Annotated in this window: 22 protein-coding genes; 2 read left to right on the forward strand and 20 right to left on the reverse strand. The window is 69.0% G+C overall.

The genetic code is table 11. The features are described 5' to 3' along the window. Positions 1 to 7: 7 nt before the first annotated feature. On the forward strand, positions 8 to 436 hold the full coding sequence (locus QN239_RS18095; protein ID WP_499012464.1) for a F420-dependent biliverdin reductase: 429 nt from the start codon (positions 8 to 10) through the stop codon (positions 434 to 436). Between the two features lie 49 nt (positions 437 to 485). Here the strand turns inward: QN239_RS18095 and QN239_RS18100 are convergent, their stop codons facing one another. Continuing rightward, the gene (locus tag QN239_RS18100) at positions 486 to 1,604 is read right to left on the reverse strand and encodes a M24 family metallopeptidase (protein ID WP_499012466.1); all 1,119 of its coding nucleotides are present in this window, start codon (positions 1,602 to 1,604) and stop codon (positions 486 to 488) included. Between the two features lie 10 nt (positions 1,605 to 1,614). Further along, on the reverse strand, positions 1,615 to 2,040 hold the full coding sequence (locus tag QN239_RS18105; protein WP_499012467.1) for a VOC family protein: 426 nt from the start codon (positions 2,038 to 2,040) through the stop codon (positions 1,615 to 1,617). 80 nt (positions 2,041 to 2,120) lie between these two features. On the opposite strand from QN239_RS18105, the gene QN239_RS18110 reads away from it, so the two are divergent. Then, complete coding sequence (locus QN239_RS18110; protein WP_499012469.1) at positions 2,121 to 3,071, forward strand: 5'-3' exonuclease; 951 nt, start codon at positions 2,121 to 2,123, stop codon at positions 3,069 to 3,071. Between the two features lie 54 nt (positions 3,072 to 3,125). On the opposite strand, the gene QN239_RS18115 is transcribed toward QN239_RS18110, so the two are convergent. The 18 genes from QN239_RS18115 to dop all read right to left on the reverse strand — a co-directional run bounded on the left by QN239_RS18115 (position 3,126) and on the right by dop (position 23,410). Beyond that, a complete protein-coding gene (locus QN239_RS18115) occupies positions 3,126 to 3,881 on the reverse strand; it encodes a DUF4333 domain-containing protein (RefSeq protein WP_090357703.1) in 756 nt (251 codons plus the stop codon). A 111-nt stretch (positions 3,882 to 3,992) separates the two neighbouring features. Next, on the reverse strand, positions 3,993 to 6,731 hold the full coding sequence (locus tag QN239_RS18120) for a DEAD/DEAH box helicase (RefSeq protein ID WP_499012471.1): 2,739 nt from the start codon (positions 6,729 to 6,731) through the stop codon (positions 3,993 to 3,995). Then, on the reverse strand, positions 6,715 to 7,683 hold the full coding sequence (gene tatC / locus QN239_RS18125; protein ID WP_499012473.1) for a twin-arginine translocase subunit TatC: 969 nt from the start codon (positions 7,681 to 7,683) through the stop codon (positions 6,715 to 6,717). The genes QN239_RS18120 and tatC overlap by 17 nt, the downstream gene beginning before the upstream one ends. A gap of 58 nt (positions 7,684 to 7,741) precedes the next feature. Continuing rightward, positions 7,742 to 7,984 carry a Sec-independent protein translocase subunit TatA gene (gene tatA, locus QN239_RS18130; protein ID WP_090357709.1) on the reverse strand — a complete coding sequence of 81 codons (243 nt, stop codon included), beginning with the start codon at positions 7,982 to 7,984 and terminating at the stop codon, positions 7,742 to 7,744. 30 nt (positions 7,985 to 8,014) lie between these two features. After that, positions 8,015 to 8,956, reverse strand: coding sequence for a helix-turn-helix transcriptional regulator (locus QN239_RS18135; protein ID WP_499012475.1), 942 nt, complete (start codon positions 8,954 to 8,956; stop codon positions 8,015 to 8,017). Further along, positions 8,953 to 9,939 carry a helix-turn-helix transcriptional regulator gene (locus QN239_RS18140; protein ID WP_499012477.1) on the reverse strand — a complete coding sequence of 329 codons (987 nt, stop codon included), beginning with the start codon at positions 9,937 to 9,939 and terminating at the stop codon, positions 8,953 to 8,955. Before QN239_RS18140 ends, QN239_RS18135 begins: the two co-directional genes overlap by 4 nt. A 67-nt stretch (positions 9,940 to 10,006) precedes the next feature. Beyond that, the gene (gene pafA / locus QN239_RS18145; RefSeq protein WP_187095477.1) at positions 10,007 to 11,365 is read right to left on the reverse strand and encodes a Pup--protein ligase; all 1,359 of its coding nucleotides are present in this window, start codon (positions 11,363 to 11,365) and stop codon (positions 10,007 to 10,009) included. Positions 11,366 to 11,467: 102 nt separating this feature from the next. Next, positions 11,468 to 12,082 carry an FHA domain-containing protein gene (locus tag QN239_RS18150; protein ID WP_499012479.1) on the reverse strand — a complete coding sequence of 205 codons (615 nt, stop codon included), beginning with the start codon at positions 12,080 to 12,082 and terminating at the stop codon, positions 11,468 to 11,470. Next, on the reverse strand, positions 12,082 to 13,347 hold the full coding sequence (locus QN239_RS18155) for a vWA domain-containing protein (RefSeq protein WP_499012480.1): 1,266 nt from the start codon (positions 13,345 to 13,347) through the stop codon (positions 12,082 to 12,084). The genes QN239_RS18150 and QN239_RS18155 overlap by 1 nt, the downstream gene beginning before the upstream one ends. 26 nt (positions 13,348 to 13,373) lie before the next feature. Next, positions 13,374 to 14,414, reverse strand: a complete 1,041-nt coding sequence (locus QN239_RS18160; RefSeq protein ID WP_499012481.1) for a PP2C family protein-serine/threonine phosphatase — start codon at positions 14,412 to 14,414, stop codon at positions 13,374 to 13,376. Next, entirely contained in the window at positions 14,411 to 16,627 is a 2,217-nt protein-coding gene (locus tag QN239_RS18165; protein ID WP_499012483.1) for a serine/threonine-protein kinase, read from the reverse strand. Before QN239_RS18165 ends, QN239_RS18160 begins: the two co-directional genes overlap by 4 nt. Then, on the reverse strand, positions 16,624 to 17,769 hold the full coding sequence (locus QN239_RS18170; protein WP_499012485.1) for a hypothetical protein: 1,146 nt from the start codon (positions 17,767 to 17,769) through the stop codon (positions 16,624 to 16,626). Before QN239_RS18170 ends, QN239_RS18165 begins: the two co-directional genes overlap by 4 nt. Position 17,770: 1 nt before the next feature. Then, complete coding sequence (locus tag QN239_RS18175) at positions 17,771 to 18,730, reverse strand: glutamate ABC transporter substrate-binding protein (protein WP_499012487.1); 960 nt, start codon at positions 18,728 to 18,730, stop codon at positions 17,771 to 17,773. Beyond that, the gene (locus tag QN239_RS18180) at positions 18,727 to 19,980 is read right to left on the reverse strand and encodes a GlnX family signal transduction membrane protein (protein WP_499012488.1); all 1,254 of its coding nucleotides are present in this window, start codon (positions 19,978 to 19,980) and stop codon (positions 18,727 to 18,729) included. The genes QN239_RS18175 and QN239_RS18180 overlap by 4 nt, the downstream gene beginning before the upstream one ends. 106 nt (positions 19,981 to 20,086) lie before the next feature. Beyond that, positions 20,087 to 20,797 (reverse strand): proteasome subunit alpha, encoded by a 711-nt coding sequence (prcA, locus tag QN239_RS18185; protein WP_090357727.1) that lies wholly within the window; start codon positions 20,795 to 20,797, stop codon positions 20,087 to 20,089. Continuing rightward, positions 20,797 to 21,648 carry a proteasome subunit beta gene (gene prcB / locus QN239_RS18190; RefSeq protein WP_499012490.1) on the reverse strand — a complete coding sequence of 284 codons (852 nt, stop codon included), beginning with the start codon at positions 21,646 to 21,648 and terminating at the stop codon, positions 20,797 to 20,799. Before prcB ends, prcA begins: the two co-directional genes overlap by 1 nt. Beyond that, a complete protein-coding gene (locus QN239_RS18195) occupies positions 21,645 to 21,839 on the reverse strand; it encodes a ubiquitin-like protein Pup (protein ID WP_090357729.1) in 195 nt (64 codons plus the stop codon). The genes prcB and QN239_RS18195 overlap by 4 nt, the downstream gene beginning before the upstream one ends. Before the next feature lie 74 nt (positions 21,840 to 21,913). Beyond that, positions 21,914 to 23,410: a depupylase/deamidase Dop gene (gene dop, locus QN239_RS18200; protein WP_167159584.1), complete on the reverse strand. Its 1,497-nt coding sequence runs from the start codon at positions 23,408 to 23,410 to the stop codon at positions 21,914 to 21,916. Positions 23,411 to 23,475 lie beyond the last annotated feature (65 nt).

Consider the following 23,475-nt stretch of genomic DNA (forward strand, 5'->3'; position numbering starts at 1 on the left):
GACCCCGATGGCTACACCTGGTCGCAAGACCACCACCCGGCTGACCAACGATGCCTTGGCGTTCCTGACCGAGCGGCATCTGGCCATGCTGACCACCCTGCGCAGCGACAACTCGCCGCACGTGGTGGCCGTCGGCTTCACGTTCGACCCCAAGACCCACATCGCCCGGGTGATCACCACCGGCGGGTCGCAGAAGGCGGTCAACGCCGCCGAACGCGGGGTCGCGGTGCTCAGCCAGGTCGACGGGGCCCGCTGGCTCTCGCTGGAAGGCGCCGCCTCCGTCAGCTCGGAACCCGACGATGTGCGTGACGCCGAACTGCGGTATGCCCAGCGTTACCGCACCCCGCGGGTCAACCCGCGCCGAGTCGTCATCGAGGTTCGCGTCCAGCGCGTGCTGGGTTCGTCGAGCCTGCTGGACCGCGGAGAACCGACCTAGACCTTCGGCGAGTTTCGCGCGCCGATGCGTCCAACGGGCGTGTCGCGGCTCAGACCGGCACCACGATCAGGTCGTGTGGACGGTTGTTGACCGACTCGGCCCCGTCCTCGGTGACGATCACGATGTCCTCGATCCGGGCCCCCCACTGGCCCGGAAAATAGATCCCCGGCTCCACCGAGAAGGCCATGCCCGGTTCCAGCGTCAGGTCGTTGCCGGCGACGATGTAGGGCTCCTCGTGCACCGACAGCCCGATCCCGTGCCCGGTGCGGTGCACGAACACCTCGGCCAGGCCCTGGGCCGCCAGCACATCGCGCGCCACCGCGTCCACGGCCCCCGCGCTCATTCCCGGACGCACCGCCGCCACCGCGTCGGCCTGGGCCTGCTGCAGCACGGCGTACTGCCGCGCCACCTCGGGGCGGGGTTCGCCGATGCTGTAGGTGCGGGTGGAATCGGAGTTGTAGCCCGGCTCGTACGGGCCACCGATATCGACGACGACGATATCCCCGGCGCGAAGCTCCCGGTCCGAGCATTCGTGGTGGGGGTCCGCACCGTTGGGTCCGGAGCCGACGATGATGAATGCCACCTCGGAATGTCCTTCGGCGACAATCGCTTCGGCGATATCGGCGGAAACCTCGGCCTCGGTGCGGCCGGGCACCAGGAACTCCGGCACGCGTGCGTGCACCCGGTCGATGGCCGCGCCGGCCTTGCGCAACGCTTCGATCTCGGCGGGGTCCTTGATCATCCGTAGCCGGCGCAGCACGTCGGTGGCCAGCACCGGCACGGCGCCGAGAAGATCCGCCAGCGGGAGCAGATGCAGAGCCGGCATCGAATCGGTGACGGCGACCGCACTTCCGGTCAACGCGTCCGCCACCAGCTGGTACGGGTTCTCCCCGTCCACCCAATCACGCACCGTCACACCGAGATCCGGCACAGCGGACTCTTTCAGCGCGGCCAGTTCCAGGCGCGGCACCACGACGGTCGGCGCCGACCCGTCGGCCGGCAGCACCAGCGCGGTCAGCCGCTCGAAGGTCTGCGCCCGTGATCCCACCAGATAGCGCAGGTCGTATCCCGGTGTGATGACCAGTCCGGCCAGCCCGGCGTCGGCGGCGCTGGCCGCGGCCACCCGAAGCCGTTGTGCGTATACGTCGGTGCTGAAGCGGCCCGTCATGGTGGCCAGGTTATAGGGGTGTCCGATAGGTGGCGACCTCGACCAGGTTTCCTTCCGGGTCCCGGCAGTAGTGCGAGGACATCGGACCCAACGCGCCGGTCTTGGTGACCGGACCCTCGGTGATCTCGATCCCGCAGGCCCGCAGGTGGTCGCCGACCTCGTCGGCGCCGGCGTCGACGATGAAGCAAAGATCCTGCGACCCGGGCACATCGGCCGCCGCGGTGACCCAGTTCGGTGCACCGGTGGGACGCACGTTGAGCTTCTGTCGGCCGAAGGCGAGGGAGATCCGTCCGGGCCCAGTTTTCTCCCCGTCGCTTCGCTCGCCCCCGAACTCCTCCCGGCGCATCCCGAGCACCCGGACGTACCACTCGATGGTGGTTTCGGGGTCACGGCAGTTCAGCACGACGTGATCGATGCGATCGACGGTGAAGGTCATACCTCGCGATACTGTCAGGCCATGCTGAGGGACATCCGTGAACTGGCTGACCAGCACGACACCTACGCCGAGGCCGAGTCATGAGCGAGCCGGTGCTGCTCCTCGACGGGGCCAGCATGTGGTTCCGGTCGTTCTTCGGTGTGCCGTCCTCGATCACGGCCCCCGACGGGCGGCCGGTCAATGCGCTGCGCGGCTTCCTGGACAACATCGCCGCCCTGGTCACCACCCACCGGCCCGGGCGGTTGGTGGTGTGCCTCGACCTGGACTGGCGGCCGCAGTGGCGGGTGGACCTCGTCCCGTCCTACAAGGCGCACCGGGTTGCGGTCGAGGAACCGGCCGGGCAGCCGGATATCGAGGAGGTGCCCGACGATCTGACCCCGCAGGTCGACATGATCATGGCGATGCTGGACGCGTTCGGGATCGCCACCGCGGGCGCGCCGGGTTTCGAGGCCGACGATGTGCTGGGCACGCTCGCCGCGCGGGAACAGCGCGACCCGGTGATCGTGGTCAGCGGTGACCGCGATCTGCTCCAACTCGTCGGCGACGGGCCGCCGAGCGTCCGCGTCTTCTATATCGGCCGGGGTCTGGCCAAGGCCACGCTGTTCGGCCCCGCCGAGGTGGCCGATACGTACGGCGTGCCGATCGAGCGGGCCGGACCGGCCTACGCCGAACTGGCCCTGCTGCGCGGTGACGCCTCCGACGGGCTACCCGGCGTCGCGGGTATCGGCGAGAAGACCGCGGCCACCCTGCTGGGCCAATACGGCTCATTGGAAGCGATCGTCGCGGCCGCGGCAGACCCGTCGTCGAAACTGCCTGGTGCCCAGCGCAAGAAACTGCTCGCCGCCACGGAGTACATCACCGCCGCCGAGCCGGTGGTGCGCGTCGCCACCGATGCCGCCGTGACGATGTCGACAGCGACCGACACCTTGCCGCTGGTGGCCGCGGACCCCGGCCGAGTGGCCGAACTGGCCGGGGAATTGGGTGTGACGTCCGCGATCGCCCGGCTGCAGAAGGCGCTCGACAGACTGTGAACACAGAACGGCCCCGAAAACTCGGAGTTTTCGGGGCCGTCCGGAACAGCGGAGCTACTTGGGTCGACCAACCTCGTAGGTGCCCTTGTCGTCCTGGAAGGTCACAGTCACCTGACGTTTGGTGCCGTCGATGCTGACGACGCACTCGAAGCTGTCACCCTTTTTCACCGTCGGGCTGTTGCCGTCGTTGCAGGTGACATCTTTGACGTTCTTGGCGCCGTAGCCGTTGGCCTCGTCGGTGAGAATCTGCTGCACACCGGTCTGCGCCGCGCCGACGTCGAGCTTGGTGGTGACGAACCAGCCCGGCTTCCAGAAGCCGAGCACGAGCACCACGGCCACGATGACCGCGGCGAGCAGGCCGACGACACCGCCGATCACGGCAAGCGACTTCTTCGAGCCCTCCTCGGCCGGGCCGGGCGCGCCGTAGGGCGAATACTGCTGGTCGTACTGGCCCGGCTGGCCATAGGGCTGAGGCTGCCCGTACTGCTGGGCCGACGGGTCGTACGGCTGGGGCTGCCCGTACTGCTGCGGGTAGCCCTGCGGGGCGTACGCGGTGGGCTGCTGGCCGTACTGATCCGGCTGCGGCGCGTACTGCTGCGGGTTGTACGGCGGCGGCGCGGGCGGCTGGTACTGCGGGTACTGCGGCGTCTGATATGCCGGCGGCTGCCAGGCCGGTGCCTCCGTGGTGGGCTGTTCGGGCGTGGACGGCGGCTGCCAAGCGGTCTGCTCACTCGGCGGCTGCGCTCCGCCGGACTGCGGCGGCTGACCCGGCCACGGCTGCGTCGGGTCAGGTCCCTGCGGTCCGCTCATGTCTCTCCTTGGTTGAGGTCCGTTGGCAACACAGTACCGTTGTTGGCTGCTGAGCAGGCGTAACCGGCAGCCAGCGCGGCCCGCCCGATTCTGGCCGGAGCCGGCCCGGATCTAGGCGGAATCCACGGCCACCACACCGCGGCGGATATCGGCGATGGCACGTTTGGCGGTGGTGCGCAGCGCCGCATCCGGCGCCGCGTTGCGCACCTGGTCGAGCAGGTCGAGAACCTGACGGCACCAGCGCACGAAATCGCCTGCCGACAACGGTGAGCCATTGCCGTTCACATCCGAGGCCAGCAAAGCGGCGGTCAGGTTGCCGGTGGTGGCCCACCGGTAGATCGCGGCGACGAACCTGAAGTCGGTTTCGCGGCTGGGCGCGATGCGGTGCCGGGTCTCATCGGCACGCAGGTCCGAGGACACCCGCCGGGTGGCGGTCAGTGCCCGGCGCAGGGCGGCCGTCGGCAGGTCGACGCCGTGCGACGGCGGCCCGTCACCCCGGGATTCGAAGAGCACCGCCGAGAGCACGCCGGCGAGTTCGGCGGCGTCCAGACCCGACCACGTTCCGCTGCGCAGACATTCGGCGACCAGGAGATCGCTCTCGCTGTAGATCCGGGCCAGCAGCCGGCCGTCCTCGGTGACGGTGGTGTCCTCGTCCCGTCCTTTGATGAAGCCGCGCTCGGTGAGCAGGACCAGGATGCGGTCGAAGGTACGGGCCAGCGAGTTCGTTGCGGCCGAGACCTTCTGCCGCAGTGCGTCGTTGTCGCGCTCGATGCGCAGATAGCGCTCGGCGGCCCGGACCCGTTCCTCACGGTCGGGGGCCGAGTGCATGGGGTGGCGGCGCAGCTGGTCGCGCAGTCCGGCCAATTCGGGATCGACATCCCGCTCACCGGGAGGTGTCCGCTTTCCGGACGGCACCCGCAGCCCGGCAGCGGCCGAACGCAGCGCCGACGCGAGGTCCCGACGTACCCGGGGCTGCCGGTGTTCGACGAACTTGGGCAGGCTCATCGAGCCCAGCGGCTCCGAGGCACCCGAGTAGTCCGACGACGAGATCCGGCCGGCCCAGCGATGTTCGGTGAGGACGAGCGGCCTCGGGTCGTCGCGCTCGCGCGCGGGTTCGAGCACCACGGCGAGCCCGCCGCGGCGGCCCTGGCTGATGGTGATGATGTCGCCGCGGCGCAAGTCGGCCAGCGCTTCGTCGGCGGCGCGGCGGCGCTGCAGCCGCGAGGCCCGCGTCTGCGCCCGCTCCCGCGCGGAGATGTCCGCCCGCAACCGTGCGTACTCGAGGATGGGTGGGTTGTCCCCATCGCCGAGCTCCTTGGCGATCTCTTCCATCATCTTCTCGCCCCGGCTGATCCCGCGTACCAACCCGACCACCGAACGGTCGGCCTGGTACTGCGCGAAGGACCGTTCCAGCAGCTTGCGGGCCTGGTTCGGGCCCAGCTGGCCCACCAGGTTGATCGTCATGTTGTACGACGGCGCGAACGAGCTCTTCAACGGGAAGGTTCTGGTGGAGGCCAGCCCGGCCACCTCAGCGGGTTCGGCCGCACTGTCGCGGGGATCCCACAGCACCACCGCGTGGCCCTCGACATCGATCCCGCGGCGCCCCGCCCGGCCGGTCAGCTGGGTGTACTCCCCCGGTGTCAGCGGCGCGTGCTGTTCGCCGTTGTACTTGACCAGCCGTTCCAGCACCACGGTGCGGGCCGGCATGTTGATCCCCAGAGCCAGTGTCTCCGTGGCGAATACCGCCTTCACCAGACCCGCGGTGAACAGCTCCTCCACGGTGTGCCGGAACACCGGCAGCATGCCGGCGTGGTGGGCGGCCAGTCCGCGCAGCAGTCCCTCACGCCACTCGTGATAGCCCAGCACCACCAGATCCGATTCCGCGAGATCCACGCAACGTCGGTCGATGACCTCGGCGATGCGGGCGCGCTGTTCGTCATCGGTGAGGCGCAGCGACGAGCGCAGGCACTGTTTCACCGCCGCGTCACAGCCCGCCCGGGAGAACACGAAAGTGATTGCGGGCAGCAATCCTTCGGCGTCGAGGGTGCCGATCACCTCGGGCCGGGTAGGCATCCGGTTGAGGCTGGTCCGGTTCTGCTGACGGCCACGACCGCGGGGCTGCCAATCGGCCTGCCGGTCCGCTTCGCGGCGATGTGCGATATGCCGCAGCAGTTCCGGTGCCACGAGGGTGTGATCGGTGCCCTCGAACAGGTCGAACAACCGCTTGCCGACCATCATGTGCTGGGACAGGGGCACCGGGCGGTGCTCGTCGACGACGACGGTGGTGTCACCGCGCACCGTCTTGATCCAGCCGCCGAACTCCTCGGCGTTGCTCACCGTCGCCGACAGACTGACCAACCGGACCTCTTCGGGCAGATGCAGGATGACCTCTTCCCACACCGCGCCGCGCATCCGGTCGGCCAGGAAGTGCACCTCGTCCATCACGACATGGGAAAGTCCGCGCAGTGCCGGGGAATCGGCGTAGAGCATGTTGCGCAGCACTTCGGTGGTCATCACCACCACCGGTGCGTCGCTGTTGATCGACTGATCTCCGGTCAGCAGTCCGATCTTGTCGGCCCCGTAGCGGTGCACCAGGTCGGCGTGTTTCTGGTTGCTCAGCGCCTTGATCGGCGTGGTGTAGAAGCACTTGTGGCCCGATGCGAGTGCGAGGTGTACCGCGAACTCACCCACCACGGTCTTGCCGGCGCCCGTCGGCGCACACACCAGCACCCCGTGCCCGGCCTCCAGCGCGGTGCAGGCCTTGATCTGGAATCCGTCCAGCGGGAACGGCAGCTGCGCGGTGAACGCCTTCAGTTCAGGTGGCACGGTCAACTCAGGTGGCGTCGTCATCGACCTGCACGGGCGAGCGAAGCGTCGGGGACTGCGTCGAGCCCGAGGACACGGCCGTCGGCGGTTCGATCGGCTCGGCAGTGCCGATCGGTGCGGCCTGGTCGTCGGGCACCTCCTCCAGGGCGTTGCGCTTGGCCTTCCGGCTGTCGTGCAGGCGGGCGATCTGGATGGAGAACTCCAGCAGCAACGACAGGGCGCAGGACAGCGCCAGCATCGAGAACGGGTCGGAGCCCGGGGTGGCGAACGCCGCGAAGACGAACACCCCGAAGATCAGCCCCCGCCGCCACGCCTTGAGCCGCTCATAGGTGAGCACCCCGATCATGTTCAGCATGATGATCAGCAGGGGGAACTCGAAGCTGATACCGAAGACCAGCAACAGGTTGATCAGGAAGCTGAAGTACTGGTCACCGGACAGCGCGGTCACCTGGACGTCGCTGCCCACGGTCAGCAGGAAACTCAGCGCCTTGGCCAACACGACGTAGGCCAGCACCGCACCGGTGATGAACAACGCGGCGCCGAACCCCACGAACAACATCGCGAAGCGGCGTTCCTTCTTGTACAGACCCGGGGTGATGAATGCCCAGATCTGGTACAGCCACACCGGGCAGGCCAGCACGATGCCGGCGGTCAGCGCGACCTTGAGTCGCAGCATGAACTGGTCGAACGGTGCCGTTGCCAGCAGTCGGCAGGCGCCGTCGGCCGAGATGGACGCCCGTGCCGACGGCGGCAGTGCGCAATAAGGTCCGCGCAGCCACTCACCGAGGCTGTGGAAGCCGAAGAAGCCGTTGGTGTACCAGAAAAACCCCACCGTGGTGGTGAGCACGACCGCGGCCATCGCGATGAGCAGGCGGTTGCGCAGTTCGGCCAGGTGATCGACGAGCGACATGGTGCCGTCGGGATTGACCCGGGCACGGCGCTTCCGCGGGTCGAGCTTCTTGAAGATTCCGGACATGGGTCAGGACACGCCTGCGCACCGCGGCATCAGGCCGCGAGAGACGGGCGCGATGGTGTCAGGCCGGCCGTTTATCGGAGGTCTGCTCGGGCGCGGGAGTATCGACACGCTCCGAGGTGATCGGCTTGGCCGGCTCGGTGGAGTCGGTGTGCGACTCGGCCTGCATTTCCTTGATCTCCGACTTGAAGATCCGCATCGACTTGCCCAGCGAACGCGCCGCGTCAGGGAGCTTCTTGGCGCCGAACAGCAGGACGAACACCGCGATGACGATCAACCAATGCCAGGGTTGAAGACCGCCCATTCAGTCACCTCCAAAAGATTGAACCCGAGTCTACCCGTCTTCATAAGCATGCAGTGCGGCCGCGGCCGACTCCCGTACCCGCGCCGCCAGGGCCGCCGGTTCCAGTACCCGCACCGCCGAGCCGAAGCCCAGCACGAACCGCGACATCCATGCGTCGGAGGCATAGGTCATGGCGGCCTCGAACGCGCCGCCGGGCAGTTCCCGCACCACCCGCAACGGGTAGTAGTCGAACATCCAGGACGCCGAGCGGTCGATGAGCAGCGTCGCCGACGGCAGGGCCGGATCGGCGTCGAACAGAGAGGTATCGGGTTCGGCCGCCACCGCGGGTTCGGGCGGGTTGGACGGCTCGTCGAGCACCTGAGCGCTGACGATCCGGTCGAACCGGAACAGCCGCACCCCCTCGGCGGCTCGGCACCAGGCCTCCAGATAACTGTTGTCGCCCACCAGCACCACCCGGATCGGGTCCACGGTGCGGGTGGACACCGCATCGTGGGAGGCCGAGTGGTACTCGAGGGAGAGTGCCTTGCCGGTGCGGGTCGCGGCCCGCACCGCGGCCGCCGACGCGCTCTCGGCCGGCGTGGGGTCGTCGACCGCGAGTGTCGAGCCGGCCGCCGATTCGATCTTGGCGATCGCGCTGCGCGCGGCCTCGGGGTCCACCATCCCGGGCACGTCGAGCAGTGCGCGCAGGGCGACCAGGATGCCGGTGGCCTCCGGTGAGGTGAGCCGCAGCGCCCGGTCCATACCGGCAGAGAAGATCACCTCGATGTTGTCCCCATCGAAGTCGAGGTCGATGAGATCACCCGGGCCGCCGCCAGGCAGCCCACACATCCACAGCTGGTTGAGGTCGGCGAGCAGCTGCTTGCGGGTGACGCCGAGCTCGGCCGCCGCCTCCTCATGGCTGATCTGGGGATGCGCCTGGAAATACGGGACCATGTTGAGCAGCCGGACCAGCCGCTCGGACACCTGGGTCACTGGACTCCCGCCTGCGCCCGCAGCCGGCTCACCACATCGTCACGCAACGCCGCCGGTTCCAGTGCCACCGCGTCCACGCCGTAACTGGCGATCTCCCGGGCCAGCCGATCGGACATGCCGATGTCGACGGTGATCACCTCACCGGGACGGCCGCCGAAGCTGTGCGGCTCGGTGTCGGTGGCCTGGCGTCGTAGGGCGGTGGCACGGCCGTCGGCGATCCAGACGCGCGCCCGCTCGCCGGTGGGGATCTCGGTGACCACCCGGGCCACCACCTCGCGCAGGTTGACGTCGACCGGCTTGTGCACGGCCCCCGCGGGTCCGACCAGGGTGGGCACATGGGCGATCCGGGACAGCCGGAAGGTCCGGGTGTCGTCGCGGTCGCGGTCGTGCCCCACCAGATACCACCGACCCCGGTGCGTCACCACCCCCCACGGCTCGACGGTGCGGGTGCGGAAGGGCTCGCTGCGCGCGGGCCGATGGTCGAACTGCACCGCATGCCCGGAATCGATGGCGGACAACAGGACCCGTAGGACTTCCTCGGATCCGCGCAGCCCGGGCAGGTTGGCCGAGGAGGTGATCGCCACGTCGGCGTCGGCGTCGACGTCAACTCCCGCGGCCCGAAGTTTGAGCACCGCGCTCTGCGTGGCGGTGACCAGCTCCGGCGATTGCCACAGTTGGGTGGCGACCGCCACCGCGGCGGCCTCGTCGGCGGTCAGCTGCACCGGCGGCAGCGCGTAGGCGTCCCGGTTGATGCGGTAGCCCTCGGTCGGATCGAACGCGGACACCCGGCCGGTCTCCAACGGGATACCCAAGTCGCGCAGCTCGTTCTTGTCCCGCTCAAACATCCGGGAGAACGCTTCGTCACTGGCGCTGTCGGCGTAGCCGGCGACCGAGTTGCGGATCTTCTCCGCAGTGAGGTAGCTGCGGGTGGCCAGCAGCGCGATGACCAGATTCATCAATCGCTCGACCTTGGATGTCGCCACCGCAGAATCCTAAGCCGTGCCGACCCCCGAACCCGGCACCGGCGGGTTCACGGCGAACCGGAGGGACTCACATGCTCGCGATCAGGCGCTTGACCCGCTCATCGACCGAGCGGAACGGGTCCTTGCACAGCACGGTGCGCTGCGCCTGGTCGTTGAGCTTGAGGTGCACCCAGTCCACGGTGAAGTCCCGCCCGGCTTCCTGTGCGGCACTGATGAATTCACCGCGCAGCTTGGCCCGGGTGGTCTGCGGGGGTGTGTTCACCGCAGCCTCGATCTCCTCATCGGTGGTGATCCGGGTGGCCAGGCCCTTGCGCTGCAGCAGATCGAACACGCCGCGGCCACGCTTGATGTCGTGATACGCCAGATCCAGCTGGGCGATCTTCGGGTCGGACAGCTCCATGTCGTAGCGGTCCTGATAGCGCTGGAACAGCTTGCGCTTGATCACCCAGTCGATCTCGGTGTCGACCTTCGCGAAATCTTGGCTCTCCACCGCATCGAGCTGACGGCCCCACAGGTCCACGACCTGCTCGATCTGCGGGTTGGATTCGCGGGTCTGCAGGTATTCCACGGCACGGCCGTAGTACTCGCGCTGAATGTCCAGGGCGCTGGCCTGGCGGCCACCGGCCAGACGCACCGGCCTCCGCCCGGTCAGATCGTGGCTGACCTCGCGGATGGCCCGGATCGGGTTGTCCAGCGAGAAGTCCCGGAACGCCACCCCGGCCTCGATCATCTCCAGCACCAGAGACGCGGTGCCCACCTTGAGCATGGTGGTGGTCTCGCTCATGTTCGAGTCGCCGACGATGACGTGCAGGCGGCGGTACTTCTCGGCGTCGGCGTGCGGTTCGTCGCGGGTGTTGATGATGGGGCGGGACCGCGTCGTCGCGCTCGAGACGCCCTCCCAGATGTGCTCGGCGCGCTGGCTCAGGCAGAAGGTGGCGGCTTTCGGAGTCTGCAGCACCTTGCCGGCGCCGCAGATCAGCTGACGGGTCACCAGGAAGGGCAGCAGCACATCGGAGATGCGGGAGAACTCGCCCGCGCGCACGATCAGGTAGTTCTCGTGGCAGCCGTAGGAGTTGCCCGCGGAGTCGGTGTTGTTCTTGAACAGGTAGATGTCGCCGCCGATGCCTTCGTCGGCCAGCCGCTGTTCGGCGTCGATCAGCAGGTCCTCCAGCACCCGCTCGCCCGCACGGTCATGAGTGACCAGCTGGGCCAGGTTGTCGCACTCGGCCGTGGCGTACTCGGGATGTGACCCCACATCGAGGTACAACCTGGCTCCGTTGCGGAGAAAGACGTTGGAGCTGCGCCCCCACGACACCACCCGCCGGAAGAGATAGCGGGCAACCTCATCCGGGCTGAGCCGACGATGACCGTGGAAAGTGCAGGTCACGCCGAATTCGGTCTCGATACCCATGATCCGTCGCTGCACACAATCGAGCTTACGGGTTGGGTCTCGGTATCGGTGGGCAAGGCGGCGCAGCGGGCAGCGTGTCAACGCCCCGGACTCGCCCTGCGATCGGGCCCCGGGGGATCAGCTGCGCAGCACCGTGATCGTGGTCCAGGCCCCGACGTGGATGCGGTCACCGTCGGCCAGCGGTGTCTCCTGCCCTTCGGGCAGCCGGTCGTCGCTGCCGTTGAGGCTGGTGCCGTTGGTGGACCCGATATCGGTGATGGTCAGTCCCGTCTCGCGCAGGCGCAGCACCGCGTGCTGGGTGGACACCCCGCGGTCGGCCGGGTGCAGGGCGAGATCGACCTGCGGGTCCACCCCCTTGTCGGGGTTGCGCCGGCCGATCAGGGTGACCTCCTGGTCCAGGAGGATCCGCCGTTCGGGGAAGTAGTCCGGGAAGTCGACGGTGTCGGGCCCCTCGCGGGCCAGCACCCGTTGATAGAACGCCCGGTCGGCGGCGATGACGGCGGTCCAGGCCGTGACCGCCGGCGGCGCCTGCTCCGCAGGTGGCGGCAGGGCCGAGTCGTGTCCGCAGGCTTCGCAGAACCGGCCGCTGATCGGTGCCGCGCACGCCGGGCAGTGTTGGGGAGCCTGGACCGTCGTGCCTGCAGCGGACGGCGGCGGCTCTCCGATGGGCGACCCACACACATCGCAGAAGTCCTCGGCGACGGAGGTGTGCCCGTCCACACAGGTCGGCATCAGCCCTTCCCCTGTTCTTTACGGACTCGGGCGGTCTTGGTGGACCGTGCGTCCAGCGCCATCTCATCGGCTGCCGCCACCTGGCGGCGAAGGGCCACAGTGCCGGTGCGCTGGTCCACCTCGACCACCCCGCGCAACAGTTTGGCCGTCCCCGCGTTGCCCGACTCCACCGCGAGATCCATCGCCCGCTGCAACCGCGCGGTGGCCGTCTTGACGTCACCGTCCTTGCGGGCACTCAAGCCCTCCTGGACGGCCTGCGCCAGTTCGGCCTGCCCGGTGTAGTGCGCCACCCGGCGGCTGATCACCGCCGACAGCGAGGTATCCGCGGTCCATACCGCCTTGACCAGTCCTTGGCCCAGGATCTGTTCGCCCGCAACGACACTCACCCGGGCCGCCAGCTTCTCCCGGCCGATGTCGGCGGGTTCGACCTCCACCTGGATGTGGTAATCGCGCTCCTCGGCGCCCCAGGATCCCAACGGGTACTCACCGATCTGGGCGCCGGCCTCCACCCGGCGGTGGGTGAGGTCCTCGACGGTGGGCGCCACCTGTTTGACGAAGACGACCCTGGCGCCCGCGGGCGTCCACAACCGCAGCGTCAGGCCGGCAATGGACTTGTTCATCGAGGTCCGCATCATCGACGCGAAGTCCTCGGCGAGATCCGCCGGTTCGGCCACGATGTCGACGGTGCCCAGCAGCGCCGACGAGATGGCCCGCAATTCCTCGACCTGCCAGTCGGTGCCGACACCACGGCAGTCACACGTGAATTCGCCTTCGGCGAGTCCGATCTGCTCCCCCAGCGCCTCGGGCGTCTCGTGCTCGTTCTTCCCGTCGGTGAGCAGGATCGCATGAATGATCGCGCCGGGATGCGCGGCGACGACACCGCGCACGTGCGCCAGCCAGGTGCCCATGGCGGTGCCGCCCTTGGGCCGCAACGCATCGACGGCCCGCAGCGCCTCCGCTCTGGTCGCGGTGGAGGCCGGAACCGGCCAGCCGTCCGCCGGGTACACGTAGGTGGCGCGCTCGGTGCCGGCGATGATGGTGAAGTAGGTGCCGTCCACGAGTTCGCCGATCGCCGCCGCGGTAGCGCGTTTGGCCTCGTCGAACTTGGCGGCCGGGGAACGCATCGACGTCGAGCAGTCGATGATGATCGCCTCGACTCGATCGGTGTCGACGCCGACCGTCACCCCCTCGGGTACCGTGACGCTGACGATCGCGTCCACGTTCCCGGACCCCTCCGCGATGTAGTGGTTGTGATCGACCTCCACGGAAACAGGCTGGGGTTCAACTGAACTCATGAGGTTCCTCCGATCGGGATCACGGCGACGGTGATGTTGTCCTGGCCACCGGACTGCAAGGCGAAGTCGGTGAGCGCGCGGGCCACCGCCAGCAGGTCGGCATCGGTGCAGAACTCGCGGATGGCCCCGGCCCCGGGTAGGTAGTTCCACAATCCGTCGCTGCACACCACGAGCACCCCCGGACCGGTCACGGTGAGAGTCCGCACGCTCGTCTCGGCCCACGGCGTCGGTTCCGAGTCCGCCCCCAACCAGCGGGTCAGCGTGTGCGCGCCGCGCAGCACGGCCTCGGACTGGGCCGCCGCGCCCGCGCTGATCAGTTCCTGTGCCAGGGAATCGTCGACGGTCAGTTGCTGCGGAACCGCCGGCGGATCGGGCAGCCAGTACGACCGGCTGTCCCCCACGTTGCCGATGGTGACCGTTGCGGTGCCCCCGGCGGCAGGGATCACGATGACGGCGGTGAACGTGCACGATCCCGCGATACCGGTGCGCGGATCGGGCTGCGCGGCCGCCCGGGCCGCATCGGCCAGCCCGGCGAACATGGCCGCCGTGGCGTCACCGGAGCCCGACAGCGAATCCAGGATCGACGCCACCCCGGCCTGCGCGGCGGCCGCGGACGCGACCTGCGGATTGATCGAACTGGACACCCCGTCGCACACCACGACGGCGAGCGCGTGCGGCGGCCCGTCGAGACTGTCCGGGACAGGCGTGAGAATGCCTGCGGCCGCGGCATCTTCATTACGGGCGTGACTGATGCCGCGGTCGGTGACCACCGCGATACCGCCGAGGGTGGCCTCGTCGCGGTCGGGTTCGGCCCGCAACTGACCGCATACCGCACAGTACCCGTCATCGGCCACCGGGCCGCCGCAATCCGCGCAGGGACCGCCGGTGCGGCCGGCCCGCGGAATCGCGACGGTGGCCAGCGTGGCCATGGCGGCGCCGCAGCTTTCACAGAACCGGTCGGCGGGATGGGCGGGCTGGCCACACCGCGGGCACCGAGTTGGTCCCCCGTCCCGTCGCTCGCCCCCGGGGCCGTTCATACCCGCGTCCTCGGCCGGATCGTGTTGGCCTTCTCCACCCAGTCGATGCGCTCCCACATGCTGCGGGTGCCCTGGGCCAGATCGCGATAGCAGCGCTCCATCGCCGACCGGATTCCGGGGATGTCGAACGAATGCCCGAGCAACCTCCCGGCGGTCGGGGTGTGACCGGCCTCCAGCCAGCCCAGTGCCGCGCCCAGCACCTGCAGGTCGATCAGTGCCCGTCGGGACGAGGATTCCACCGCACAGGTCGAGGCCCGGCTGCCGGCGTCGACCAAAGTCTGCTCGTCGAGATCGGCGGCGGTGCGACCGTCCAGCAGGACCTCGATGGCCGTGGCCCCCGCCGCGGTGAAATACGCTGAGGCGGGAGGGACCTCGTCGAGGACCGCGATGGCGCCCGCCCGGTCTCCGGCGCGTGCCCGCCGCCGCGCCAGGCCGAAGGCCGCACTCACGTAGCCGTGATCGGTACTCCAGACGATGTCGTAGTAGCGGGCCGCCGTGCCGTCGAGTGCCCCGCTCAGTTCGGCGACCGCCGCCAGCGCCAGCTTGGGCGCCAACTCACCGGGCAGGGTGGCCAACACCGTCTCGAACTCGGCGGCGGCGCTGTCGAAGTTGCCTTCCAGTACGGCGATCTGGCCGCGATACCAGGACACCCGCCAGTCGCCGGGGACCAGGGCGTCCAGCTTGCCCAGGCGTTTTCGTGCCGCCGCCGGCGAGCGCATCTCCAGGTCGGCGCGAGCCAGCCGCAGCGGGATCTCCACCGAGTCCGCCCGGTCACCGGCCAGCTGCAGCGCCTGCTCCAGCTGCGCCGGTGGGGTGCCGCTGGTGGTGGCCAGCAGCGCGGCACCCGGATCGGCGGGATCGACAGCGGGCACCGGAAGTGCCGCGATCACCTCGGAGCGGTCGGACGGGGTGGCCCTGCCGATTCCGTACGCCCCGCCCTGCTGGCTGAAGTTCAGCGAGACCCTGGGGGCGGCGCGTCCGTCGGCGGCGGCGATCTCGTGCAGTACGCCGGTGAGCTGGTCGGTCAGCTCGGCCATCGACGAGAACCGGCGGGTCGGGTCGGGATCGGTGGCGCGCAGCAGTGCCAGGTGCAGGGACTCGTGCCTGGCCAGCACCGGCACGGTGTCCGGGCCGGGTAGCTCGGCGACGAAGTGTCCCTTCTCCTGTGGCACGTCCATCACCAGCACGGCCAGCGTCCGGCCCACCGTGTACACATCGCTGGCCACCGTCGGCCCGGTGCGCGCGATCTCGGGTGCCTGGTAGCCGACCGTGCCGTAGATGGCACTCTCCTGGTCGTCCATCGCGATGACCGCGCCCAGGTCGATGAGCTTGAGCTGCTCGTCGGTCTGCATCACGTTGTCGGGCTTGAAATCGCAGTAGGCCAGCCCCTGGCCGTGCAGGAAGTCCAGGGCGGGTGCGATCTCGACGATGTAGGCCACCGCCTGGTCCGGCGGCAAGGGCCCCCCACGCGCCTTGCGGATCTGTTTCAGTGACGTCCCGCCGACGTACTCCATCACGATGAATCCCACGGGCACCCCGGAGGGGTCGGGATGCTGCACGAAGTTGTAGATGCGGACGATGCTCGGATGTTCCACCTCGGCCAGCGCCAGTACCTCGGCGGCCGCGGCGGCCATCGCGTCCTTGTCGCCGGAGTTCAGCAGCCCCTTGAGGACGACCCAGCGGTTGTGCACATTGCGGTCGATCGCCAGGTAGATCCAGCCCAGCCCGCCGTGCGCCAGGCAGCCCTGGACCTCGTACTGCCCGCCCACGATATCGCCGGCCGACAGCATCGGCACAAACGAATATCGGGAGCCACACGCGGTGCAGAAGCCCTGCGGCCGCCCCGGGCTACCGTCCCGCCCACGCCCGACAGGCTTGTGGCAGCCCGGGTTTCCGCAGAACCTGCTGCCCTCGGGCACCGTCGGATCGACCATGATCGCGGCTGCCGGATCCCCTTTGGGAATCCTCGGTATGGCGACGACACCGGCGCCGAGACGGCCACGCGAACTGCCCGAGCGCGATGAACCGGTGCGGGCGGTGCGTGCCGACCGGACCGACGCGCTACCCCGGGTTGCGGATGACGTACCGCCGCGCGGTGCCGCGGCGGTGGCGGCCGGTTCCTGCGGTGCCGGTGCGACCGCGGGTGCGGTGCCGCACAGATCGCAGTACCCGTCGACGATCGTTCCGTCGCACCCCGGCTCGGCGCACTTCATCTGGTCGCCTCCCGCTTCTGGACGAGCATCTGTTGATAATCGGCGATCGCCCGGGTCACCTCGCGCAGATCGCACGGGCGCCGGGAGAGCAAACCAGAGGCGATCCGGCCGGCCGCCAACAGGTCCCGGTCCTCCCCCAGACCGAGCCGGGCGGCTTTCGTCTGGTACACCTCGAGCCGGCCGGCCAGTTCGGCACGGCGATCCAGCAGGCCCTGCGCAAGTTGCTCGCGCTCCCCGACGGCATGTTGCGCCAACGTGATCCGGCGCTGCAGCGCACGAAGCGCGGCCGGGTCTGCCGCCGTCAGCGCGGCCAGTTCCGCGCGCAGGCCGGGTTCCGGGTTCGGCTGCTCGGGCAACGGGCCGGACAGCACATGCGCAACGGCGCGCTGGCGCACCTGCTCGACCCGGACGGCCGCGTCACGCAGACCGTCCAGTGCCGCAGACGTCTTGTCCACCGCGGCAGCCCAGTTGGTGCGCAGCTCGGCCAGAGCGGCCCATTCCGCAACCTGGCTGTCGACCTCGGCGGTGATGGCCCGCACCCGGGCGTCGATGATGTCCGTCGTCAGCGACAGTGGATCGGTGGCCGCGGCGGCCAGCAGATCGGCGACACCGACGGGCTCGGGTGCTCCTACCGCCTCGACTCGGTCCCGGACCTGGGCAAGGCGCTGCACGACAAGCGAATTGACCCGGTCCACCTCGTCGAGGAATTCGGCCACCGCCGGGTAGGCCGCGCGCATCCGGTCGGCGGTGTCGGCCAGGCCGGCGTGTTCGACGGCCTCGCCGGCCCCGGTCAGGGAGCGCTTCGCCAAGGGAATCCGGTGCCGGGACACCTCGAGCGGACGTGCGCACAGCCAGTGGGTGAGTTCGGCCCGGTCGGCATCGGACGGCTTGGACCGGCGTGCCCGGACCGCCCGCGCATAGTCGAGGATGGAGGTCATCCGGCCCAGCTCCTCCCAGAGCAGTGCGACCGCGTTCTCCACCGCCGCCCAGCGCAGCGCCGTCACCCCGGTGGGCGGGTACAGCCGCACATGTGACAACCCCGGATGGCTGTCGAGTTCGACCATCGTCGCCGAGATGGCGGCGATCTCGTCTGCGCGGGTGGCCAGTTCGCGGTCGATGGCCTCGGTGGTCAGTGCCGTCATCTCAGTCCTGATATCGCGCCGGAGGCGGGCCCGGTGACGGACCCAGCGGTTGCAGCCGCTCGTCGTACAGGCGCTGCCAGGTGCCGTCCGTCCGGATCCGCTCGAGCATGCCGTTGACGAACCGGACCAGATCCTCGTTCTCCTTTTTGATGCCGACGCCGTACGGTTCGACGCCGAGGCTGGCGCCGACCACCTCGACATTGGGATCTTGTGCGGCCAGGCCGGCGAGCACCACGCCATCGGTGCCGATGGCGTCGACCTGTCCCTGCTGCAGCATGACCAGACAGTCGGTCCAGGTGGGCGCCCCGACCACGGCCGGGCGCGGATCCAGGTCGTAGAGCTTGGCCAGCGACGTCGTCCCCGACACCGCGCAGGCCCGCTTACCGGCGAGCCCCGCCGCGGAGTCGATACCGGAGTCCTTGCGTACCAGGATGCGCTGGTCGGCGTTGAAGTACACCGTGGAGAACGCCACCTTCTGCTTGCGCGCGCAGTTGATCGAGAAGGTGCGCACCACCACATCGACCTCGCCGGATTGCAAGACGGCCTCCCGTTGGCCGGCCTCGACGACCCGGAACTCGACACGGTTCGGGTCACCGAAGATGGCGCCGGCGATCTGCCGGGCGATGTCGACATCGAAACCCTCGAGCGCTCCGGTGGCCGGGTTGCGGAACCCGAACAGGTACTGGCTCTGGTCCACACCGGCGATCAGCCGGCCGCGAGCGGCGATGGCCGCCATCGTCGAACCCGGGGGCATGGCGCCTGGACCGGGCTCACGCCCGGGTCGCAGACTGGCCTCCTTGTCACAGTCCTCACCGGCCGCCGCGGGTGCGGTACTGACCTCGGTCACCCCCGCCGGCCGGGCCTCGACCGGCGGGACGCTGACCGGTACCGGTTCGCTGACCGATCCACATCCCGCGGCGAGCCCGATCACCGCCAGCGCCATGATGGTTCGCGCTCTCACAGGAACTCCTTGAGACGTGGCCACAGACCGGCGACGGCGGCCGCGGCGGCGATCACCAGCAGCACCAACACCGCCGTCGGACTCCAGGCCAACCGGTGGCCGGCACTGGCGACCTCACCGCGCAGCGTGGCCCGGGTGGCCGCCAACTCGGTGCGCAGGCTGTTGTCCACGATCTCGAACTGCGCCGCCGAGGCATCGGGGGCGCCACCGATCGCCTGGGCCACCGCGCCGGCGTAGTCGCCCGAGGAATAGCGATCGGTGTGTTTGCGATGGCTGGCAGTCCATTTCGAGACGCCGTCGACCGCGGCAGCCGGTCCGTCGTCGAGCAGGCCGTTCAGGTCGGCGACGTTCTTGTCGAAGGTGGCGTTGCTGGTGCCGATATCACCGCGGGCGACCAGTTGCAGGGTCTCCACGGTCCTGGTCTGCAACGCCAGGATCCTCGCCTTCGCCAGTGCAGCGAACCGTTCGGTGCCCGCCGACCGGCTCTGCCCGATATCCACCGCGGCCAGCTGGGTGGCGATCACCAACCATCCCGCGGCCACCAGCACCGCGACCGCCGCGACGACCAGTCCGATGTTGAACATCCGGTTCGTCCTGCGGTACACGACGACCGACCCGACCACGATCGCGATCAGACCCAGGGCCATCAGCACCAATCCCAGCACCGGCAGCGACCCGACGGCGCGCTGGTCCCCGTCCACGGTCTCGGCATCGCGGCTGTAGATGCGTTCGGCGGCGGGCAGCAGTTCGGTCTGCATCACGGCCGACGCCTCACGCAGGTAGCCGGAGCCGACGGGAAATCCCTGCCGGTCGTTGGCGCGGGCGGCTTCGACCAACCCGGTGTAGGCCGACAACCGGGCCGATATCTCGGCCATCGCGGTGCGCGCCTGCACATCGGTGGCACCGGCGGTGGCGTCGGCCAGCGCCGACGAGGCATCGGCCAGCGCCTGCTGGTAGCGCTTGCGCATCGGGCCGGTGCCGATCTCGTTGGACAGGAATGCCGATACCGCCGCGGCGTCGGCGGCCGAGAGGGCCGCATACAGATTGTGCGCGGCGTACGCCAGCGGCTCCGACCGTTCCAGGATGGCGTTCCGCTCGGCGATCCGCCCGTTGAGCTGAGCGGCCGAGATGGCGGCGGCGATCAGGGCACCCGCCACCACCACGATGACGATCACGATCACGGCGCCCGGGGTGGTGCGGGCGAATCGCCGCAACCACGACACCGAAGCCTGTGGGCGCGAAGTGGTCATCTGGGTGCCGGGCCCCTTTTGGAGGTCACTGTGGCCGTCAGCACATCGCTGCCGGTGAAGTGATTATCACCTCGAAACCGGCCGCCTGCTGGCGATATGACCCCAGCTACTCGGGAGTGCTTGCCGACGGAAGCAGAGCCTCCAGCGCCGAGCCGGTGATCCGCCGGAAAGCGCGGCGCGGACGCTTGGCGTCCAGGATCGCCACCTCCAGGGACGACGGTCCGAGTATCCGCTTCTCGTCGCCGCCGGCGTGCAGTGCATCGACGGCGATCTTCACGGCGTCGGCCAGAGTGGCGTTCTCCGTGAAGGACTCGTTGAGTGCGGCCGAGATCGGCTCGGTGGTCCCGCCCATCACCACGAAATGCGGTTCGTCGGCGATGGATCCGTCGTAGGTGATGCGGTAGAGCTCGGGCGCCTTGTTCTCCCCGAAATGCGCGACCTCGGCGACGCAGAGCTCCACCTCATAGGGTTTGGCCTGCTCGGTGAAGATGGTGCCCAGCGTTTGGGCGTACACGTTGGCCAGCTGCCGACCGGTCACATCGCGCCGGTCGTAGGCGTAACCGCGGGTGTCGGCGAACTGGATACCGCCACGGCGCAGATTGTCGAACTCGTTGAATCGGCCCACCGCGGCGAAGCCGACGCGATCGTACAGTTCGCTGACCTTCTGCAGTGAGCGCGACGGGTTCTCGGCCACGAAGAGCACACCACCGTCATAGGCCAGCGTCACGACGCTGCGGCCCCGCGAAATGCCTTTGCGCGCAAGCTCGGAACGCTCGCGCATCGCCTGCTCGGGCGAGATGAAATAGGGAAAGCTCATCAGGCGTCGCCTCCCGCGCGGGTCCGCTGCGCGATGACCTCGCGGGCCAGCGCGGCGATCCGGTCCTCGGTGACCTCCTCGGCGCCGTCGGCACCGATGAGCACCGCGGTCGGATAGATCCCGCGCACCAGATCCGGTCCGCCGGTGGCGGAGTCGTCGTCGGCGGCGTCGTAGAGCGCCTCGATGGCCACCTTCAACGCCGAATCAGCGTCGGTCACTTGTGAATACAGCTTCTTCACCGAGGATTTGGCGAACAGCGATCCCGACCCCACGGACTGGTAGCCCTCCTCCTCGAGGTTCCAGCCACCGGCCGCGTCGAACGACACGATGCGGCCGGCGTTGACGGGATCGGGATCGTCGACGTCGAAACCGACCAGCAACGGCAGTGCGACGAAACCCTGAAGTGCCGCACCGAGATTGCCGCGCACCATGATGGCCAGGCGGTTGACCTTGCCGCGGAACGTCAGCGGCACGCCTTCGAGTTTCTCGTAGTGCTCCAGCTCCACGGCGTACAGGCGCGCGAACTCGACGGCGATGGCCGCGGTGCCGGCGATCCCGGTGGCGGTGTAATCGTCGGCGATATGCACCTTCTCCACATCGCGGCTGGCGATCATGTTGCCCTGGGTGGCCCGCCGGTCGCCCGCGATGAGCACCCCGCCGGGGTACTTGAGCGCCACGATCGTGGTGCCGTGCGGCAGGTCCCCGCCGTGCCCCGACACCCGGTCACCGGCCATCGGCAGCAGCTGCGGAGCCTGCCGGCTCAGGAACTCGCTGAACGATGACAAGTTGAGGTGGGCGGACGAGAGGTCGAGGCGGTCGGTGGAGAACGATCTGTCGAACCGGGCCGTCACTGGCCGCCCTTTTGGACATACGCACGCACGAAGTCCTCAGCGTTCTCTTCCAGCACGTCGTCGATCTCGTCGAGCAGATCGTCGGTCTCTTCGGTCAGCTTCTCGCGACGCTCCTGGCCGGCGGCCGTCGTACCGGTGACTTCGTCGTCGTCACCACCACCACCGCCACGCTTGGTCTGTTCCTGAGCCATCGCCGCCTCCTGATTGCACGATCGGTTCTTTCACACTACCGGTCGGCACGCGTCCTGCCCGGTATAGCAAGTACTTACGTCGTGAGCTGTTCCACCAATTCGGCGGCACTGTCCACCGAATCCAGCAGTGCGCCCACGTGGGCCTTGCTGCCCCGCAGCGGCTCCAGGGTGGGAATCCGCACGAGAGAATCTCCGCCCAGATCGAAGATCACCGAGTCCCAGCTGGCGGCGGCGATGTCGGCACCGAACCGGCGCAGGCATTCACCGCGGAAGTAGGCCCGGGTGTCGGTCGGCGGATTGTCCACCGCGTCGAGCACCTGCTGCTCAGTGACCAGGCGTTTCATCGATCCGCGAGCCACCAGCCGGTTGTACAGGCCCTTGTCCAGGCGCACATCCGAATACTGCAGATCGACCAGGTGCAGCCGCGGGGCCGACCAGGTCAGGTTCTCCCGGTGCCGGAAACCCTCCAGCAGGCGCAGCTTGGCCGGCCAGTCCAGGATCTCCGCGCATTCCATCGGATCGCGTTCCAGCAGATCCAGCACCTCGGCCCAGGTCTGCACGACGTGGTCGGCGCGCGGATCGGGATCGCGGCGCTCCAGCAGCTTGGCCACCCGGTCCAGGTAGATGCGTTGCAGCGCAAGAGCGGTCAGCTCACGGCCGTCAGCCAGCGCGATGGTGGCGCGCAACGACGGGTCCCGGCTGACGACGTGCACGGCGTGTACCGGGCGGGCCAGCGCCAGATCGGAGAGGTCGGCACCGGATTCGATGAGGTCGAGCACCAGCGAGGTGGTGCCCACCTTCAGGTAGGTGGACGTCTCGGCGAGGTTGGCGTCGCCGATGATGACGTGCAGGCGCCGGTACTTGTCGGCGTCGGCGTGCGGCTCGTCGCGGGTGTTGATGATGCCGCGCTTGAGGGTGGTCTCCAAGCCGACCTCGACCTCGATGTAGTCGGCGCGCTGGGACAGCTGGAAGCCCGGCTCGTCACCCGAGGGGCCGATCCCGACGCGCCCCGACCCGGTGACGACCTGCCGGGACACGAAAAACGGTGTGAGTCCGGTGATCACCGCGGAGAACGGGGTCTGCCGGCTCATCAGATAATTCTCGTGCGACCCGTAGGACGCACCCTTGTTGTCGATGTTGTTCTTGTAGAGCTGCAATTTCACGGCCCCGGGCACGCTGGCGACGTGCCGGGCCGCGGCTTCCATCACCCGTTCGCCGGCCTTGTCCCAGATCACGGCGTCCATCGGGTCGGTGCACTCGGGCGCCGAGTACTCAGGATGCGCATGGTCGACGTAGAGCCGGGCGCCGTTGGTGAGGATCATGTTCGCCGCACCCACCTCGTCGGCGTCGATGATCGGTGGCGGGCCCGAGGCCCGGGACAGATCGAAGCCGCGCGCGTCGCGCAGCGGGGACTCCACCTCGTAGTCCCATCGGGTGCGCTTGGCCCGCTGTAAACCGGCGGCGGCGGCGTAGGCGAGCACCGCCTGTGTGGACGTGAGGATCGGATTCGCGGTGGGGTCCGACGGCGACGAGATGCCGTATTCCACCTCGGTTCCGATGATCCGTTGCATAAGGTGCAACCCTAGGCTCACCGCCGCGGCGGCGCGCCGAGGGGTGCCCCCCTCCTCCCGCAGAT

The organism is Mycolicibacterium sp. Y3 (assembly GCF_051188035.1).
Taxonomy (GTDB): Bacteria; Actinomycetota; Actinomycetes; order Mycobacteriales; family Mycobacteriaceae; genus Mycobacterium; species Mycobacterium fluoranthenivorans.

What these genes read in the sequence shown, in the direction of transcription:
- QN239_RS18095 (WP_499012464.1), top strand. Translation starts at nt 8, where the DNA reads ATGGCTACACCTGGTCGCAAGACCACCACCCGGCTGACCAACGATGCC.
- QN239_RS18100 (WP_499012466.1), bottom strand. Translation starts at nt 1,604, where the DNA reads ATGACGGGCCGCTTCAGCACCGACGTATACGCACAACGGCTTCGGGTG.
- QN239_RS18105 (WP_499012467.1), bottom strand. Translation starts at nt 2,040, where the DNA reads ATGACCTTCACCGTCGATCGCATCGATCACGTCGTGCTGAACTGCCGT.
- QN239_RS18110 (WP_499012469.1), top strand. Translation starts at nt 2,121, where the DNA reads ATGAGCGAGCCGGTGCTGCTCCTCGACGGGGCCAGCATGTGGTTCCGG.
- QN239_RS18115 (WP_090357703.1), bottom strand. Translation starts at nt 3,881, where the DNA reads ATGAGCGGACCGCAGGGACCTGACCCGACGCAGCCGTGGCCGGGTCAG.
- QN239_RS18120 (WP_499012471.1), bottom strand. Translation starts at nt 6,731, where the DNA reads ATGACGACGCCACCTGAGTTGACCGTGCCACCTGAACTGAAGGCGTTC.
- tatC (WP_499012473.1), bottom strand. Translation starts at nt 7,683, where the DNA reads ATGTCCGGAATCTTCAAGAAGCTCGACCCGCGGAAGCGCCGTGCCCGG.
- tatA (WP_090357709.1), bottom strand. Translation starts at nt 7,984, where the DNA reads ATGGGCGGTCTTCAACCCTGGCATTGGTTGATCGTCATCGCGGTGTTC.
- QN239_RS18150 (WP_499012479.1), bottom strand. Translation starts at nt 12,082, where the DNA reads ATGCCGACCTGTGTGGACGGGCACACCTCCGTCGCCGAGGACTTCTGC.
- QN239_RS18160 (WP_499012481.1), bottom strand. Translation starts at nt 14,414, where the DNA reads ATGAACGGCCCCGGGGGCGAGCGACGGGACGGGGGACCAACTCGGTGC.
- QN239_RS18165 (WP_499012483.1), bottom strand. Translation starts at nt 16,627, where the DNA reads ATGAAGTGCGCCGAGCCGGGGTGCGACGGAACGATCGTCGACGGGTAC.
- QN239_RS18170 (WP_499012485.1), bottom strand. Translation starts at nt 17,769, where the DNA reads ATGACGGCACTGACCACCGAGGCCATCGACCGCGAACTGGCCACCCGC.
- QN239_RS18180 (WP_499012488.1), bottom strand. Translation starts at nt 19,980, where the DNA reads ATGACCACTTCGCGCCCACAGGCTTCGGTGTCGTGGTTGCGGCGATTC.
- prcA (WP_090357727.1), bottom strand. Translation starts at nt 20,797, where the DNA reads ATGAGCTTTCCCTATTTCATCTCGCCCGAGCAGGCGATGCGCGAGCGT.
- QN239_RS18195 (WP_090357729.1), bottom strand. Translation starts at nt 21,839, where the DNA reads ATGGCTCAGGAACAGACCAAGCGTGGCGGTGGTGGTGGTGACGACGAC.
- dop (WP_167159584.1), bottom strand. Translation starts at nt 23,410, where the DNA reads ATGCAACGGATCATCGGAACCGAGGTGGAATACGGCATCTCGTCGCCG.